We start from the raw sequence: 17025 nt of genomic DNA, 5'->3' as shown, positions 1-17025 counted from the left end.
GTTAACCTCCTCTTTATAATACTCAATTTTAATCTTTTTGAACACTACCAAAAATTTTATCGCCTGCATCGCCTAAACCAGGAACGATATAGCCATTTTCATTTAAACCATCATCAATAGAAGCGGTGAAAATCGTAACATCAGGATGCGCATCTTCAACACGTTTAATGCCTTCAGGTGCAGCAACAAGAACCATCACACGGATGTCTTTACAACCACTTGCTTTCAATGCATCAATTGCAGCAACAAGTGATGAACCTGTTGCCAACATTGGATCAATAATCATGGCAATACGATTTTGTACATCAGGAACTAATTTTTTATAATAAGTTCGTGCTTCTAAAGTTTCTTCGTCACGCTCTAAACCGAGTACAGATACTTTTGCACTTGGAATAAGGCTTAAGAAGCCATCAAGCATACCAATACCTGCACGTAAAATTGGCACAACTGTAATTTTTTTACCCGCAATCCGATCTACAGTCACTTTACCATTCCAACCATCAATTTCATGGTCAACCATTGGTAAGTCTTTAGTTGCTTCATAAGTAAGCAACATAGTGACTTCTTGTGCAAGCTCACGAAAGTTTTTAGTACTGATTTCCGCACGGCGTAATAAACCTAATTTATGGCGGATAAGTGGATGGCGAATTTCTTGGATAGACACGGGAGAACACCTAAAAAGCGAACAATATAATATGGATAGTATAAATGTTTTTTATATAAGAAATAAGAAAAGCCCTCAATGAATGAGGGCTTTTTTTGTTAACAGCTATCGTTTTTTTGGATTACTGAAGTACTAAATGTAATGGTGCAAGCATTTGAGCTTGATTCGCCAAAGCAATAATCGGATCTGGGTAAACACCTACAACGATTACAAGCAATGCAGCAAGAAGTACCATAATACCACCCGCTTTTTGTCCCCAATGCTTATCTGCATCAATACGAGGAGTCTCAGGCGGTGTCATATATAGAACAACCATCACACGTAAGTAATAGTACAAACCAATACCACTACCAATCACGATCATTGCCGCATAGAACCAATGTTGTTGAGACACAACTGTCATCACCAACATGAACTTACCAATGAAGCCTGCTGTCAACGGAATACCTGCAAGTGACAACATCATTACAGTCAATGTTGCAGTCAATACAGGACGACGCCAGAACAAACCACGGTAATCAGCAAGTGATTCGGCTTCATCTACATTGTTGTATGGGCTAGACATCAACGCCACAACACCAAACGCACCAATGGTGGTAATCACATAAGTAAATACATAAGTACCCACTGATGTTAGGCTGAGGAATGATGCACTCACAAGACCCAATAACAAGTAACCGAAGTGTGCAATTGATGAATACGCAAGAATACGTTTCAAGTTCACTTGACGCACTGCAAGTAAATTACCTGCAAGAATCGAAAGAACAGCAATGACAACAATTACAGTTTTGATTGATTCAATACCAATCACACCTGAAGACAACAAGTAACGAACCAACAAACCAATCATTGCAACTTTAGAAACCGTTGCAAGGAATGTTGCGATTGGTGCAGGCGCACCTGCATAAACGTCTGGTGTCCATTTATGGAATGGTGCGAGTGACAATTTAAACGCAACTGCCGCAATGATTAGACCCAAACCAATAATCGCAAGTGGAGATTCAATCAGTTGGTGATATTGACCAAGATACGTTTGTAACGCAGTCATCACTTCTGGATTTTGTGTCTTCGTCAATGTCCAGAATAATTCATCAACTTGACCTGCAAATGATAATGAACCTACTGTTGCATACACATACGCCATACCCATCAATAACATTGCAGAAGCAGTCGCTGAAAGAACAAGGTATTTAATCCCTGCTTCAAGCGATTTACTACGTTGATACGTATATGCCAATAGACCGTAAACAGGAATCGACATTAACTCAAGGCTAATAAAGAATGATGCGAAGTGTGTGCTTGCAACCATAAGCATTGCACCTGACACTGAAATTAGCATCAAAAGGTACAATTCTTCACGGTTGTCTTTATAATTTTCAATGTACGCATGAGAAAGTGTGAAACACGCAAGCGCAGCAATCAAAATAATAATTTGATAGAACAATGTAAATGGATCAACCATAAACATGCCCATCACCGTTGCAGGTTCATATCCTTTACCAAAAAGCGTAAATAAGATATTGAGCAATGCAAGGTTTAAACCAATTACTGAAACTGTTGCAATTAAATTATGGTTTCGTTTAATTGCAATTAGAATCATCACGACAATTGCGGTCAAAGCCACAATCATCACTGGTGCTAAAGGCATTAAGTCGGAAAAAGAGAGTGTGAAGTTCATGACTTATTGGATCTCCACATTTTGTTGAGTTGCAATTTGCTGAACAGCATCAGCAACATCTTGAGTTGGCGTAAAACTATTTGCTAACCAAGCCATGCTCGAATTTGAAACATCAAGGAACGTTTGCGGGTACAGACCCAACCAAATCAAACCAATCGCACAAACAAGAAGAAGACCAATTTCACGTGCATTGAGATCTTTCAAAGGCGATGCATAATGTTGTTTTTGCTCTTCATTTGGCGTACCAAATAAAGCTTTGTGGATGAGAATAAGACCGTAAAGACCTGCAAAAACCAAACTCACCGCGGCAAGAATTGTAAAGAGTGGGAATTTACCAAATGAACCCATCAAGATCAGGAATTCACCAATAAAGTTACCTAGTCCTGGAATACCGACAAGTGCCGATACAAAGAACATCAAGAAGAATGGCAAATATTGGAACTGACCACGAATACCACCCATCAAGCGTAAATCACGTGTGTGCAAACGTTCGTAAACTTGACCACACATAATGAACAATGCAGCAGAAGATAAACCATGTGCAAGCATCATGATCATCAAGCCTTGGAAAGTCAGGATGTTACCTGCATAAAGTGCAAGTAAAACAAAGCCCATGTGCGAAATAGATGTGTACGCAAGCAGACGTTTCATATCTGTTTGTTGGAATGCACACACTGCACCGTAGAAAATACCGATCAAACCAAGAATAATCGCGATATCTGCAAACTGAGCAGATGCTGCTGGGAAGAATGGAATCACGAAACGTAATAAACCATAAGCCGCAGTTTTGATCAGAATCCCTGCAAGGTCAACAGAACCTGCTGTTGGTGCTTGCGCATGCGCATCGGGTAACCAGCCGTGTAATGGGAATACAGGAAGCTTCACTGCAAAACCAATAAAGAAACAGATCATCAATGCATAAGCAAAACTTGATGTTGCAGGGTTAGCATCTAATGCATTTGCTACAGCCATTAAATGTGTATAACCAAATTCAATGCCACCACCCATCATATAACCAGCAATCACAAGTCCTAAAATGCCGACAAGCATAATCAGACCCGCAACTTGGGTATAAATGAAGAATTTAGTTGCAGCATAAACGCGAGATTTACCATCTGCACCTGAATGTCCCCAAAGTGCAATCAAGAAATAGATTGGAACTAGCATCATCTCCCAGAAGAAGAAGAAGAGGAACATATCAATTGCAAGGAAAACACCAATGACACCACCCAAAGACCATAAAAGGTTTAAATGGAAGAAGCCAACGTTTTTCTGAATCTCGCCCCATGAACAGCCTACTGCAAGTACACCGAGTAATGCAGTCAAACCGACCATAAGAAGTGACAAGCCATCCACAGCAAGGTGAATGTTAATGCCTAATGTTTTAATCCACTCAATTTTAAACTGTGCAGCCCACTCTGGTGCGCTTACACCCAACTGATAGTTATATGTACCAGAATGCCATAAAGAAATGGTCAATCCTAGTGTAACCAACATCCCTACCAACGCAATATAACGTGGTAGATGTTGGTCGATTTTATCGACCAACCAACAAGCAAAACCTGCAATGAACGGTACGAGGATCAGCGCTGGTAAAATCCAATTGTTTGTGATTTCCATCTTATTTCCCCACGACCTGAATCACGATCAGGATCATCAACACAACCACTACACCAAGAGACATACTTGATGCATATTCGCGTAATAGACCCGTCTGACGTGAACTTGTAAATTTATTACCACCTTTTACAATGGCTGGTAAAAGAAGCCACAAGCCATCAATTGGATCACGACCAAAGATCTTCGCCAATAACAAGTAAGGTTGAACAAATACAAGGTTATACAGTGCATCAAAACCAAATGCATTACGGCAAATATTCACAAGCCCTGCACCAAATGAAGTTGCTGCAAACCCTTTAACCGCATTATAAGCAAATGCAAATAAAACGACGCCAACTGCAAGACCAACGAGCGCAATACCGACAGCAGTATATTCAGCTGAATGCATGCCATGTGTTAAAGCTTCTGAAACTTCAAATACAGGAATGTTTGCAGCTGTCAGTGCTTTTTCAACGGGTGCTTTAAGGAAATAAGCTAAACCTGTTGAAAGAACAGCAAGAATACCCAATGGCGCCCAATATGTTGCGCCTTTGATTTCGTGATATGGCGTATTTTCTTTACCAAAGAATACAACCCAAATTAAGCGGAATGTATAAATTGAAGTTAAGAAAGCACCTGCTACACCCACCCAATACAACCAGCCAAAAGTTGCGATTGACTGACCTTGAACCCAAACAGCACCCAAGATTGCATCTTTCGAGAAGAAACCAACAGTAATGAAAGGAATTGCTGCTAATGCACCACCACCAATGGCAAAACATGCAAACAGGAATTTGTTCTTGTAGAACAAGCCACCCATTTTAAAAATATTTTGTTCGTGATGATACGCAAGAATCACTGCACCAGAAGAAAGGAACAATAACGCTTTAAAGAATGCGTGAGAAAGCATATGGAACAGACCAGCTTGGTATGCTTCAGCACCCACAGCCATAAACATATAACCCAACTGACTCATTGTTGAGTAAGCAAGAATACGTTTGATGTCTGTTTGAACCAATGCAGCAAAGCCTGCAACCAATAATGTTACAGCACCTGTAATTGAGATGAACTGCATTACTTCTGGTGTCATTTCAAACACAGAGAACATACGACAGCACAAGTAAATACCCGCTGTAACCATTGTTGCTGCATGGATCAATGCTGATACTGGTGTAGGACCAGCCATCGCATCTGCTAACCATGTTTGTAATGGAATTTGCGCTGATTTACCTGCAGCACCCAAGAACAACATGAGTGAAGTCCAAAGTGCAAGGTTATGATCCAATGCCAATACTTTCGGTGCTTCTGCAACGATTGTACCAATGTGCAAAGTACCAAATTGTTGGAAAAGTAAGAACAATGCGATGAGTAAAAATACATCACCCACACGTGTTACTGTAAATGCTTTGATTGCTGCAAAACCATTTTCAGGGTTTTGGTAGTAATAACCAATCAATAGGTAAGAACATAAACCTACACCTTCCCAACCTAAGAATAACAACGCTAAGTTGTCACCCAATACAAGTACAAGCATGCTTGCAACGAATAAGTTGAAGTAAGAGAAGAAACGTGCAAAGTCTTCTTCGCCACGCATATACCACGTTGCAAAGATATGAATCAGGAAGCCTACACCTGTTACCATGCCCATCATGAGTAATGATAGACCATCAAGGTGCAAACTAATGCCCGGTGCAAAATCACCAACGCTAAACCAAGTCCATAAGTTTTGAACCACTGGCGTTGAACCATTGTTTACAAAACCAATACCTGCAATCAATGCGACTAAAGCAGATAAGCCGACAGAACCTGCACCAATAATTGCTGCTACATTTTCAGGAAGTTTATTACGACCTGCCGCTAAAAGGACAAAACCAATGAGCGGGAATAAAATCGTTAGATATAAATAACTCATCCGCGCATCTCACTGGCTGCATCCACATCCAAGTGATGGAAGCGATGGTAAAACTGAAGGACGATTGCAAGACCAATACAAGCCTCTGCAGCGGCAAGTGTCAAAATCAAAATGAACATGATCTGTCCATCTGGTTGCACCCAAGCACTACCCGCAACAACGAATGCAAACGCTGCTGCATTCATCATTACTTCTAAGCTCATAAGAACAAATAAAAGATTGCGACGAACCATTACACCGTAAAAACCAAGTGCAAAAAGGATAGATGCAACGATCAAACCATGTTCTAAAGGAATGTTGCCCATTATTCTTTCTCCTCATCTGCACCTGGTACACGTTTGCCCAAGTGGTATGCAGCTACAAGTGCAGCAAGCAATAACATTGCCGCAACTTCAACTAACAATACGTAATGTGAAAAGAGTGCCTGACCAACCAATTTAGGGCCGATCACTTGCGTACCGAGCAACATGCCTGTAGATGTATAGTCACCAGACAACATCCATACTAAGCATAAGCCCATCAAGAAGCTCAACATCGCTGGTACTGCCCAAGCATCTGAAGTTAACCATTTACGCTCTTGATCTACAGTCTCTTGACCAAGATTCAGCATCATCACAACGAATACGAATAACACCATAATTGCGCCGGCATAGACAATAATTTCAAGTGCAGCTGCAAAAGGTGCTCCAATGGTCAGGAACATACCTGCCACTGCCAACAATGAAACAATCAAGCTCAACAATGCGTGAACTGGCGTTGCATTGGTTACAACACGGATTGTAGAAACAATGGCCACAAGAGCCATTAAATAAAATGGCCACATCATGGTAATAAGCTCCGTACGTCTACAGGTGCGCTTTCACGCTGTGCTTGACCTTTCTCTTTACCATCAATTGCCATACCAGTTACACGGTAGAAATTGTAGTCTGGATATTTGCCAGGCCCCGAGATCAGTAAGTTTTCTTTTTCGTACACAAGATCCTGACGAACGTATTCGCCCAATTCAAAATCAGGTGTTAACTGAATTGCAGTGGTTGGACATGCTTCTTCACACATACCACAGAAAATACAGCGTGAGAAGTTGATACGGAAAAACTCCGGATACCAACGACCATCTTCTTTTTCAGCTTTTTGTAGTGAAATACAACCTACAGGACATGCAACCGCACACAGGTTACATGCAACACAACGCTCTTCACCATCTGGGTCACGTGTCAACACGATACGACCACGGTAACGTGGTGGTACGATCTGTTCGGCTGGTACTTCAGGATATAAAATCGTGTCACGTTTACGTGTGACATGGCTGAACACCATCCACAATGAACGTACGATCGACCCTACTCCAGCTAGAATTTTATACATTTTGTACTCCCTGCTGTCCTAGGCTTGATTCATCAGAATCACAGCACCAGTCACCAAAAGGTTGACTAACGCTAATGGTAAACATACTTTCCAACCAAAATTCATCACTTGGTCATAACGTGGACGCATTAAAGAACCACGAGCCAAGACAAACATCATCACAAAGAATGCTGTTTTGATAATGAACCAGAACGCATCTGGAATGAATGGAATATCTAAGTTAAATGGCGCTAACCAACCGCCGAAGAACAACGTAACAATCAACGCTGAAATTAAGATCACGTTCACGTATTCAGCAACGAAGAACATCCCCCACTTCATACCGCCGTATTCTACATGGTAACCTTCCGCAAGTTCTTGCTCAGCTTCAGGTTGGTCAAATGGATGACGATGCGTTACCGCTACACCCGCAACCACGAATACCATAAAGCCAATGAACTGTGGAATCACGAACCAGACATCACGTTGAGCTTCAACGATGTCACGCAAGTTAAATGAACCTGCAATCGCCACAACACCCATCAATGAAATACCCAAGAACACTTCATAAGAAATGGTTTGAGCAGCAGAACGTAAACCACCGAGCAATGCATATTTGTTATTTGATGACCAACCACCGAACAGTACTGCATAAACTGCAATACCTGCCATTGCCATAAAGAACAATAGACCAATGCTCATATCTGCAACACCTAAGTAAGGTGAAACAGGAATAACCATGAACGACAGTACCGCAGTTGCCATTGCAACTGCAGGTGCCATACGGAACGTTAATTTATCAACAAACTTTGGTGTCCAATCTTCTTTGAACATGATTTTAAGCATGTCGGCAACGATTTGGAACATACCGCCTGGACCAACACGGTTAGGACCATAACGGTCTTGCCACAAACCCAGTAAACGACGTTCAACAAATGACATCAATGCTGCGAGTAAAACCACAGCCAATAAGATGACAATTGCTTGAAGTACTGAGTAAGCAACTGGCCAGTCCTGTGCCCAAGTCGGTAAGGCGCGTAAAGTTTCATTCATGATTACACTCCTACCGCTACAGATACAGGTTCAGCAAGAGAAACCGTAGGTGCTTGACCAACTGGGTAACCAATATAACCTGCAGGTAAATATTCGATGACTTGTACAGGAAGACTGATTTCAGTTTCGCCTGCTTTCACCGTAATGTTTTGACCTTCTTGAACCTTCAAACGTGCTGCATCTTGTTCACCGACTGCAAACACAGCATTTGGAATACGTGTTTCCATCGCTGGTGTTTTCGTCGTAAATTCGCCTGATGCAAAAATATGATGCATCGGGACAAGACGGAAGCTTTCAGGATTCACGACAACAACAGCTGGCGCAACGAAAGTACGGACAGGACGCTTATTCAAACGGTCAAATAGACGCACGCCTGAATCACCACCTTTCAAATGACCACCCACTTTGTCTTGGAATTTATTCCAAGATTGTGGTGAGTTCCAACCCGCAGACCATGCAAATGGAACCAATGCAGATGGAGTTTGATCACCAACATAACCTTCCATAGAGAATGCTAATGCAGAGTCTTTATCGACAGGTTGTTTTGGTTCATGAATTGAAAGTGGCGCACGAATTGCTGTACGACCTGAATAACGACGTGGTTCACGGGCAATTTTTAAGCCATGTACACGGAAGCCTGCATTTGGTGCAACATCTTGAATCGCTTCAAGTGTAGGCACATTTTTAGCAAGACTTTCAATCACATCATCAAGCACAGTCCATGCAATCGCTTTACCTTGCACACCAGTTTCAATGGCATGCAACCAGCGCCAAGATTCTTTAATCGCAAGTTCAGGCTTGTAATATGACGGATCATAAACCTGATAGAAGCGCTGAGCACGACCTTCTTGAGATACAACTGTACCATCACCTTCAGCAAAACTTGCAGCAGACAGAACAACGGTCGCAGCTTTTACAGTTTCAGTTTCAGTATGATCAAGAACAATCACATTTTTTGCTTTTGCAAATGCAGCTTGAACTTGTTTTGCAGGTAAACGACGGTATAAGTCATTTTCCACAATCATGATTGAGTCATAATCTTGAGCAAATGCTTGCTCTAGGCTTAAGCCACCAAACAATGCTAGACCCATTGAGTTCACTTCAGGAACAGTTAAAGTCAAGCCTGCATTGCCACCAAGGTTCTGTGCAACTTGTGCAGCAGCTTCCATGATCGCAGCATCTTGTAAACTTGTACCTGAAATAATCAACGGTTTTTTCGCAGCTTTTAAAGTATCAGCAATGGTTTGAGCAAATGCTTTTGCATCATCATCTAAACCAAGAATCGCTTCACCTTTAACGCCTGCAGCAACTGCAAAACCTAAACGTGCAATGTCATTTGGAGAAGCAACAACTTCACCCGCAGCAACATCAGCAAGACGTGTTTGTGTTGCCGCTAAAATGTAAATCGGAGATTTAGCATCTTGTGCAATACGTTGTAACGGCTCAGCTAACCACTCTTGTGTACGACGTTCTGCAGCCATTTCTTTGGCTTTATTTTTCGCAGCTTGGCGAACAGACAATGCCATACGTGGTGCAGTTTGCGTTAAATCTTCACCTAGAATCAGTACTGCATCATAGCTTTCAATTTCACGCATACCTGGGTTATAAACACCTTCGGTTTGCATGATTGATGCAGCAAGCTCAACTAGATTTTGCTCTTTTTGAGATAAACCTGTTGAATAATTTTCTTGTCCAACCAATTCACGAAGTGCAAAGTTTGACTCTAAAGACGCACGCGGCGAGCCAATTCCTAATACTTTTTTACCTTGAATTGCTTCGATCACTGAATCAAGCGCAGCATCTACAGATACAGTTTCAACATTTGTGCCTTTACGGAACTGCGGTTGACGTGGACGATTTTCAAGGTTCACATAACCTGTACCAAAACGACCTTTATCGCAAAGGAAGTATTGGTTCACTTCACCGTTGAAACGGTTTTCTACACGACGAATCTCACCATAGCGTTCACCTGGAGAAATATTACAACCTGAAGAACAACCTTGGCATACGCTTGGCGCATACTGCATGTCCCATTTACGGTTATAACGTGCAGAATGTGTTTTATCGGTAAATACACCTGTTGGGCATACTTCAGTCAAGTTGCCAGAAAATTCAGACTCTAAAGCACCTGATTCTGGGCGACCGAAGTAAACACGTGATGCATTACCATACACACCAAAGTCTGTACCGCCAGCATAATCGTTGTAATAACGTACACAACGATAACACGCGATACAGCGGTTCATTTCATGCGAAATAAACGAGCCTAACTCTTGGTTATGGTGTGTACGCTTAGTAAAACGATAGCGACGACGGTCATGCTGTGTCATCACAGTCATATCTTGTAAATGGCAATGACCACCTTCTTCACAAACTGGACAGTCATGTGGGTGGTTTGTCATTAAGAATTCTACAATTGATTCACGAAACGAAGTCGCTTCTTTGTCTTCAATTGAGATATAGGTATTGTCAGATGCAGGTGTCATACATGACATGACCAAACGACCACGGGTATCTTCCGGATTCGCATATTGAGTCACAGCACATTGACGACAAGAACCGACAGAACCTAAGGATGGATGCCAACAAAAATACGGGATATCAATACCCAGACTTAAACACGCTTGTAGCAAGTTTTCTGAGCCATCGACTTCGTAAGATTTGCCATCGACATGAATTGTAGCCATAGTCGAATTCCTTAAGCTTGTTCTACGTTGCTAATTTGAGCGGCAGCATCGACTACCTTCGCTTCAAACTCGCTACGGAAATATTTGAGTGCACCCATTAATGGTTCCATTGCACCAGGTGCGTGAGCACAGAAAGTTTTACCAATCCAAAGCTTACGAGTAAGCTCCTGTAAATGATCGATATCTTCTTTCTTACCTGTGCCATCTTCGATTGCTTTAAGCGCTTTAACCGCCCAAGGCAAACCATCACGACAAGGAGTACAAAAACCACATGATTCACGTGCAAAGAATTCTTCTAAGTTACGTGTTGCTGAAACCATACATTGAGTTTCATCTACAACCATAAGCAAACACGTACCTAAACGTGAACCCGCTTTCATGATTGTTTCCGCATCCATTGGAAGATCGATGTGCTCTGCTGCCAAAAAGTCAGTCGATGCACCACCAGGTAACCATGCTTTAAGCTTCAAGCCATCACGCATACCACCAGCATAGTCTTCAATCACTTCACGCGCAGTCGTACCAAAAGGAAGCTCCCAAAGACCAGGGAATTTCACTTTACCTGATGCACCATAAATTTTTGTGCCTGGATCTTTCGATTTACCTTGAGATAAACCGTTATACCATTCAGGACCACGAAGCATAATTGCCGGTAAGTTGTTGTACGTTTCTACGTTGTTGACAATCGTAGGACGACCCCAAGCACCTGCAACTTGTGGGAAAGGTGGTTTAGTACGAGGATTTGCACGGCGACCTTCAAGCGAGTTAATCAATGCAGTTTCTTCACCACAAATATAACGACCCGCACCGGTATGCACATGCATATCGAAGTTCCAACCTGTTCCAAGGATATTTTCACCCAAGTAACCTTTGGCACGTGCTTGTGCTAAAGCTTCAGTTAAGTAGCCTGCAGCTTCAATGTATTCACCACGAATGAAGATATAACCTTGTGTTGCTTCTAAGGTATAACCTGCAATCAACATCCCTTCGATCAATTGATGTGGAAGTTTTTCCATCAACAAACGGTCTTTGAATGTCCCTGGCTCCATTTCATCGGCATTACAGATCAGGTAACGAGGACCGCCATCATTTGGCGCCATGAGTGACCATTTAATCCCTGCTGGGAAACCTGCACCACCACGACCTTTAACAGTCGCTGCTTTAATGATTTCAAGTACATCTTTCGGTGGCATTTCCAATGCTTTTTTAAAGCCTGCATAGCCTTCAAGTGCTTCGTAATCATCTGCACTGCGAACGTGTTCCTGTTTACTCAAACGCCATGTTAATGGGTGAGTTTCAGGGTTACCTTCGCCATAAATTGGTTTTGGTTCAGTATTCATACATACTTCTCCAAGAGCTGTTTAACAGATGTCACTTCAACTAGACCGTGAGTATCTTCATCAATCATCAAAGTTGGACCTTTGTCACAGTTCCCTAAACAGCAGATTGGAAGCAAAGTGAAACGGTTATCGGCAGTCGTTTGACCGTACTGAATCCCCAATTCACGTTGGAATGCTTCTGCTAAAGTTTCCGCACCCATCAAGAAGCAAGCAATCGAATCACATAATAAAATTACGTGACGACCCACTGGTTGACGGTAAATACGGTTATAGAAAGTTGCAACACCTTCTAAATCTGCAACACTCATACTTAACATTTGAGCAATTGCATTCATTTGTGCATCATCGACCCAACCGTTACGGCGTTGTACATGCTTTAACGCATCTAAACACGCCGCACGTGGGTATGGATAATGCTCAATGTGATGTTCAATTTCATGAATTTCGTCCGCAGTCAAAATTCCTTCAACAGTCACACGTGGCTTTTTATCAGTCAAAATCATCATAATGCGTTGCCCCTTAGCGATCCACGTCAGCCATAACGACGTCAATTGTCGCTAAATAAATGATCAAGTCAGATACAAGACTGCCGTTAATCACGGAAGGCATTTGCTGCAAGTGAGTGAACGTTGGTGTACGAATACGGGTACGATAACTCATCGTTGACTTATCAGAAGTCAAGTAGTAGTTCGATGCACCTTTTACCACTTCTGCCATGACTGATGCTTCACCAGCAGGCATTACAGGACCCCATGACACGCTCAAGAAGTGCGTAATCAAGGTTTCAATATCTTGTAAAGTCTTGTCTTTTGGTGGTGGAACTGCCAATGGATGATCCGCTTTATAAGGACCAGAAGGCATGTTATCCAAACACTGTTTGACGATTTTCAATGATTCTTCGATTTCACGATAGTGAACCATAACACGTGCATACGCATCGCCTTCGTACTCTACAGGAACTTCAAAATCATAGTTTTCATAGCCACTGTATGGACGATATTTACGTACGTCAAAATCAATACCTGTTGCACGTAAACCTGTACCTGTAACACCCCAAGCCAATGCAGATTTAGCATCGTATTGAGCAACATTACGTGTACGACCAATAAACACTGAGTTTTTCAATGCTGCTGTATGGTATTCCTTCAAACGTTTTGGTAACCAATCTAAAATATCTTTGATCAGTTTCTGCCAATTATTTGGAAGATCGTGTGCAGTACCACCAATACGGAACCATGCTGGGTGCATACGGAAACCTGTGATTGCTTCAATCGCATCATAGATTTTTTGACGGTCAGCAAACATATAGAATACTGGAGTCATACCGCCGGCATCCTGAATCGCTGTACCCAAATACAATAAGTGGTTATTGATACGGAATAATTCAGACATCATGACACGGATACATTGCGCACGATCAGGAACTGTAATTCCCGCCATTTGCTCTACACCCATCACATAAGGCATGTTCTGCGCACAACCACCCAAGTAGTCAACACGGTCGGTATAAGGAATGAATGAATGCCACGTTTGACGTTCAGCCATCTTTTCCACACCACGGTGGTGATAACCAATATCAGGCACACAGTCTTTCACTTCTTCGCCATCAAGCTGCAAAATTACACGGAATGCACCGTGCGCAGACGGATGGTTCGGCCCCAAGTTCAAGAACATGAAGTCTTCGTCGGCATTACCACGACTTAAACCCCAATCTTCGGGAACGAAACGTAAGTGTTCTTGCTCAAAATCTTGCTTCGCTTGGTTCTGCATATACGGTGTATATTCAGTTGCACGTGCAGAATATTCTTTACGAAGTGGATGACCTTCCCAATAGGTTGGCAACAAAATACGACGGAGCATTGGATGCCCTTCGAAATTGACCCCGAACATATCGTATGCTTCACGTTCGTACCAGTTGGCATTTGGCCAAATATTGGTTGCAGTCGGAATGTTAATATCATTCTCGTTTAACGCAACTTTGATACGAATATCACTGTTACGCTCAAGCGATAACAAGTGATAGAACACAGTGAAGTCAGATGCAGGTAAATCATCACGATGTGTACGTAAACGCTCATCTACCGCAGACAAGTCGAATAGCATCACGTAAGGACGTGACACTGTACGTAAGAACATTAAAACTTCTTGTACGCGAGCACGCTCAACCCAGACTGTTGGAAAGTCTTCAAAGGTTGTTTGCACGTAAAAGTTCTCGCCAAATTTGGCTTTGAGATCTTCTACGATCGCAAATGCTGGGCGGGAATCAACAGGCGCTGATTCTGGCATAGCAATTTCAGTTTCAGCCATTGGCTTGGCTTCCTATTTAATACAAATTCTGTCAAATTTTCCGATGATCATATCCGTCTTAGATATGTCAAACATTCATCAGAAAAAATTACTCAATTTCGTCCATTGAACGTAAGTTTTTCACCGCAATACGTTCAGCATTCTTACGATCACGTTCTGGCATCATCTTTGGCTTATATACAGGCTTAAGATCATCACCAATTACGGCAGAAAGCGGACGGCGTTCCAATTGAATCTGATCCTGAAGCAATAAAAGTGCTTGGATCAAAGCTTCTGGACGTGGCGGACAACCTGGAACATACACATCTACAGGAATGATTTTGTCGACACCCTGAACGACAGAGTAAATGTCATACATACCACCTGAGTTTGCACATGCACCCATTGAGATGACCCATTTAGGTTCAAGCATTTGTTCATATAGACGCTGAATAACTGGCGCCATTTTCACAAAACAAGTTCCTGCAACAATCATCAAGTCAGCTTGACGTGGTGAAGCACGAATAACCTCGGCACCAAAACGCGACAAGTCATGCACACCTGTTAAGGTTGTTGCATATTCTACGTAGCAGCATGAAGTACCAAAGTTAAAAGGCCATAATGAATTTTTACGGCCCCAGTTCACAGCTGTATGTGCAACGTCTTCTAGACGCGTCATAAACACATTTTTATTCACTTCATCTTCAAGCGGATCGGTGACAATCTGACGCTCTTGAAGTGGATACTGGTCAGCTTCTGGATTCGCACGGGTCAATGTATATTTCATTCCCGGGTTACTCCTTTACAGATGACTGAGTCGGTGTTTTATCTTTCACACGACCAGAAGATTGAGCTGGAATTGTTCCTGTCGGATCCATTACCAGTTCTTCAATAGAGTTAAAGCGTGTAATTTCTGCGAGGTCCATATTAGGAGAACCAATTTTAACTTTAATTCCTGCTGCTTTACGCTTATCTGAAGGTGCCCAATTAAGCGCACCAGTCGACATTTCGTAAATCAGACCAACAAGTAAAACTAAAATAAATACAGCGGCTGTTACAAAACCAACCCAACCTACTTCACGCACAGATGCAGCCCATGCATAAAGATAGAGAGCTTCTAAGTCGAAGACGACAAAGAAAATTGCAACAAGATAAAACTTCGCAGACAGGCGGATACGTGCACCACCAGCACCAACCACACCTGATTCAAATTGCTCTTGCTTCGCACGTCCCCATGATTTACCCCCAAGGAGTAAAGGAACGGTGAGCATAAAGACACATAAAAATGTCACGCCGATCACGAAGGCAATGATTGCCCAATCGTATGGAGTAATGGCACTCATGCGGGGATAACTCCTGGCAGGCCTATTATTAACAAAGAATGCATGTATTGGCCTTGTAAATACACCAAACACAAAATAAATCTGGCTAATTGTACCCGATTGAGCAGGTCTGTTGCTAGCTTATAGGTCTAAGTCTTTCGGATGATTTTTTATGCTAATTTCATAATTCCTCTGCATTTATCACTTTAAAGACCTAATCTATCGCTTAATTAGATTCAAATCGAAAAAGTCATTATTATTTCCGAAAATGTATCTCAAATTTACAATACAAATAACAAATCAGACACTTAACAAGCCAAATTAAATCTTGAATATGTCAAATTATTTCAAAAAATGTTTATTTTTATATAAATTCAATCATTTCATCATAAAATTGTATTTTAAATATATCTTGTTACACTCTCTCACCTACTTCTGACCAACCTATAAAACCAAAAAAATAATTTATGACTTTTATCAAGATAAGGAAATAATAGAAATTATTAATTAGTTTCCATTATTTTATTTGGAAATATTATCCCAATTTGATATTTATTAAAAAAATACCAATCAAGCAAAAACACCCAACATAAAACCCTAGGTGCGTATATTTATGCTGTATGAATAGACAAAATGTACATCAATCAACAATTTATTTTTCAAATAAGCAACATGATTAATTAATCTTATACATTTCAAACTACATTTAAGGTATATGCTAAAAACCAATAATAAAGAGGACAAACAATATGGACGTAAATTTCAGCCACAAACCTGACTATTTTTTATTTGCTCAATTGCTGATTCGTCATATTGAGGGGTATATTAAAAAACATCCTGATGCAAATAATGCCATTTTTGACTTGCGTGATATTTATGAGCTCTTTCGCCATGATCTCGCATCAACCACGACCAATTTAGAAGGTATTTTAAATATTGCAGATGAGTACACAGTAGATACACTTAATGGGGATCAAAAAATTATTAGCCACTATCATATCAATGCACAAGAAAACAACTTGCTGATTGATTTTAATAGTGATGCATTAGAAGCACTTCGATCAGGAAAACTGATCGTTCCACCAGATGCCACAGTTCATCGATAATAAAAATAAAATTTGTTTTAATGTAAATATGAAT

General features: G+C 41.4%; 15 protein-coding genes. 1 reads left to right on the top strand and 14 read right to left on the bottom strand.

Features of this window, described 5'->3' with window-relative positions:
- Positions 1–28 precede the first annotated feature (28 nt).
- The 14 genes from upp to ndhC form a co-directional block, all read right to left on the bottom strand.
- Complete coding sequence (gene upp, locus ACK1JC_RS07140; protein WP_409511168.1) at positions 29–664, bottom strand: uracil phosphoribosyltransferase; 636 nt, start codon at positions 662–664, stop codon at positions 29–31.
- Between the two features lie 121 nt (positions 665–785).
- On the bottom strand, positions 786–2342 hold the full coding sequence (gene nuoN, locus ACK1JC_RS07135) for an NADH-quinone oxidoreductase subunit NuoN (RefSeq protein ID WP_409511167.1): 1557 nt from the start codon (positions 2340–2342) through the stop codon (positions 786–788).
- A 3-nt stretch (positions 2343–2345) separates the two neighbouring features.
- Positions 2346–3956 (bottom strand): NADH-quinone oxidoreductase subunit M, encoded by a 1611-nt coding sequence (gene nuoM, locus ACK1JC_RS07130; RefSeq protein ID WP_409511220.1) that lies wholly within the window; start codon positions 3954–3956, stop codon positions 2346–2348.
- 7 nt (positions 3957–3963) lie between these two features.
- Positions 3964–5853: an NADH-quinone oxidoreductase subunit L gene (nuoL, locus tag ACK1JC_RS07125; RefSeq protein WP_409511166.1), complete on the bottom strand. Its 1890-nt coding sequence runs from the start codon at positions 5851–5853 to the stop codon at positions 3964–3966.
- Complete coding sequence (gene nuoK / locus ACK1JC_RS07120; RefSeq protein WP_409511165.1) at positions 5850–6158, bottom strand: NADH-quinone oxidoreductase subunit NuoK; 309 nt, start codon at positions 6156–6158, stop codon at positions 5850–5852. Before nuoK ends, nuoL begins: the two co-directional genes overlap by 4 nt.
- Positions 6158–6676: an NADH-quinone oxidoreductase subunit J gene (gene nuoJ / locus ACK1JC_RS07115; RefSeq protein WP_409511219.1), complete on the bottom strand. Its 519-nt coding sequence runs from the start codon at positions 6674–6676 to the stop codon at positions 6158–6160. Before nuoJ ends, nuoK begins: the two co-directional genes overlap by 1 nt.
- On the bottom strand, positions 6676–7218 hold the full coding sequence (gene nuoI / locus ACK1JC_RS07110; protein WP_196077635.1) for an NADH-quinone oxidoreductase subunit NuoI: 543 nt from the start codon (positions 7216–7218) through the stop codon (positions 6676–6678). Before nuoI ends, nuoJ begins: the two co-directional genes overlap by 1 nt.
- A gap of 18 nt (positions 7219–7236) precedes the next feature.
- Entirely contained in the window at positions 7237–8250 is a 1014-nt protein-coding gene (gene nuoH / locus ACK1JC_RS07105) for an NADH-quinone oxidoreductase subunit NuoH (RefSeq protein ID WP_409511164.1), read from the bottom strand.
- 2 nt (positions 8251–8252) lie between these two features.
- Positions 8253–10937, bottom strand: a complete 2685-nt coding sequence (gene nuoG, locus ACK1JC_RS07100; RefSeq protein ID WP_409511163.1) for an NADH-quinone oxidoreductase subunit NuoG — start codon at positions 10935–10937, stop codon at positions 8253–8255.
- Positions 10938–10948: 11 nt separating this feature from the next.
- The gene (gene nuoF / locus ACK1JC_RS07095) at positions 10949–12277 is read right to left on the bottom strand and encodes an NADH-quinone oxidoreductase subunit NuoF (protein WP_409511162.1); all 1329 of its coding nucleotides are present in this window, start codon (positions 12275–12277) and stop codon (positions 10949–10951) included.
- Positions 12274–12783: an NADH-quinone oxidoreductase subunit NuoE gene (gene nuoE / locus ACK1JC_RS07090; RefSeq protein ID WP_409511161.1), complete on the bottom strand. Its 510-nt coding sequence runs from the start codon at positions 12781–12783 to the stop codon at positions 12274–12276. The genes nuoF and nuoE overlap by 4 nt, the downstream gene beginning before the upstream one ends.
- A 13-nt stretch (positions 12784–12796) precedes the next feature.
- The gene (nuoC, locus tag ACK1JC_RS07085) at positions 12797–14584 is read right to left on the bottom strand and encodes an NADH-quinone oxidoreductase subunit C/D (protein WP_409511160.1); all 1788 of its coding nucleotides are present in this window, start codon (positions 14582–14584) and stop codon (positions 12797–12799) included.
- A gap of 88 nt (positions 14585–14672) precedes the next feature.
- Positions 14673–15350, bottom strand: a complete 678-nt coding sequence (locus ACK1JC_RS07080) for a NuoB/complex I 20 kDa subunit family protein (protein ID WP_409511159.1) — start codon at positions 15348–15350, stop codon at positions 14673–14675.
- Between the two features lie 7 nt (positions 15351–15357).
- Positions 15358–15906, bottom strand: coding sequence for an NADH-quinone oxidoreductase subunit A (gene ndhC / locus ACK1JC_RS07075; RefSeq protein ID WP_409511158.1), 549 nt, complete (start codon positions 15904–15906; stop codon positions 15358–15360).
- 728 nt (positions 15907–16634) lie between these two features.
- On the opposite strand from ndhC, the gene ACK1JC_RS07070 reads away from it, so the two are divergent.
- The gene (locus ACK1JC_RS07070) at positions 16635–16991 is read left to right on the top strand and encodes a hypothetical protein (RefSeq protein WP_409511157.1); all 357 of its coding nucleotides are present in this window, start codon (positions 16635–16637) and stop codon (positions 16989–16991) included.
- Positions 16992–17025: the final 34 nt, after the last annotated feature.

The organism is Acinetobacter sp. TY2 (genome assembly GCF_046269225.1).
In the GTDB taxonomy this organism is placed as follows: Bacteria; Pseudomonadota; Gammaproteobacteria; order Pseudomonadales; family Moraxellaceae; genus Acinetobacter.
This window is presented reverse-complemented; position numbering and strand designations above follow the sequence as displayed.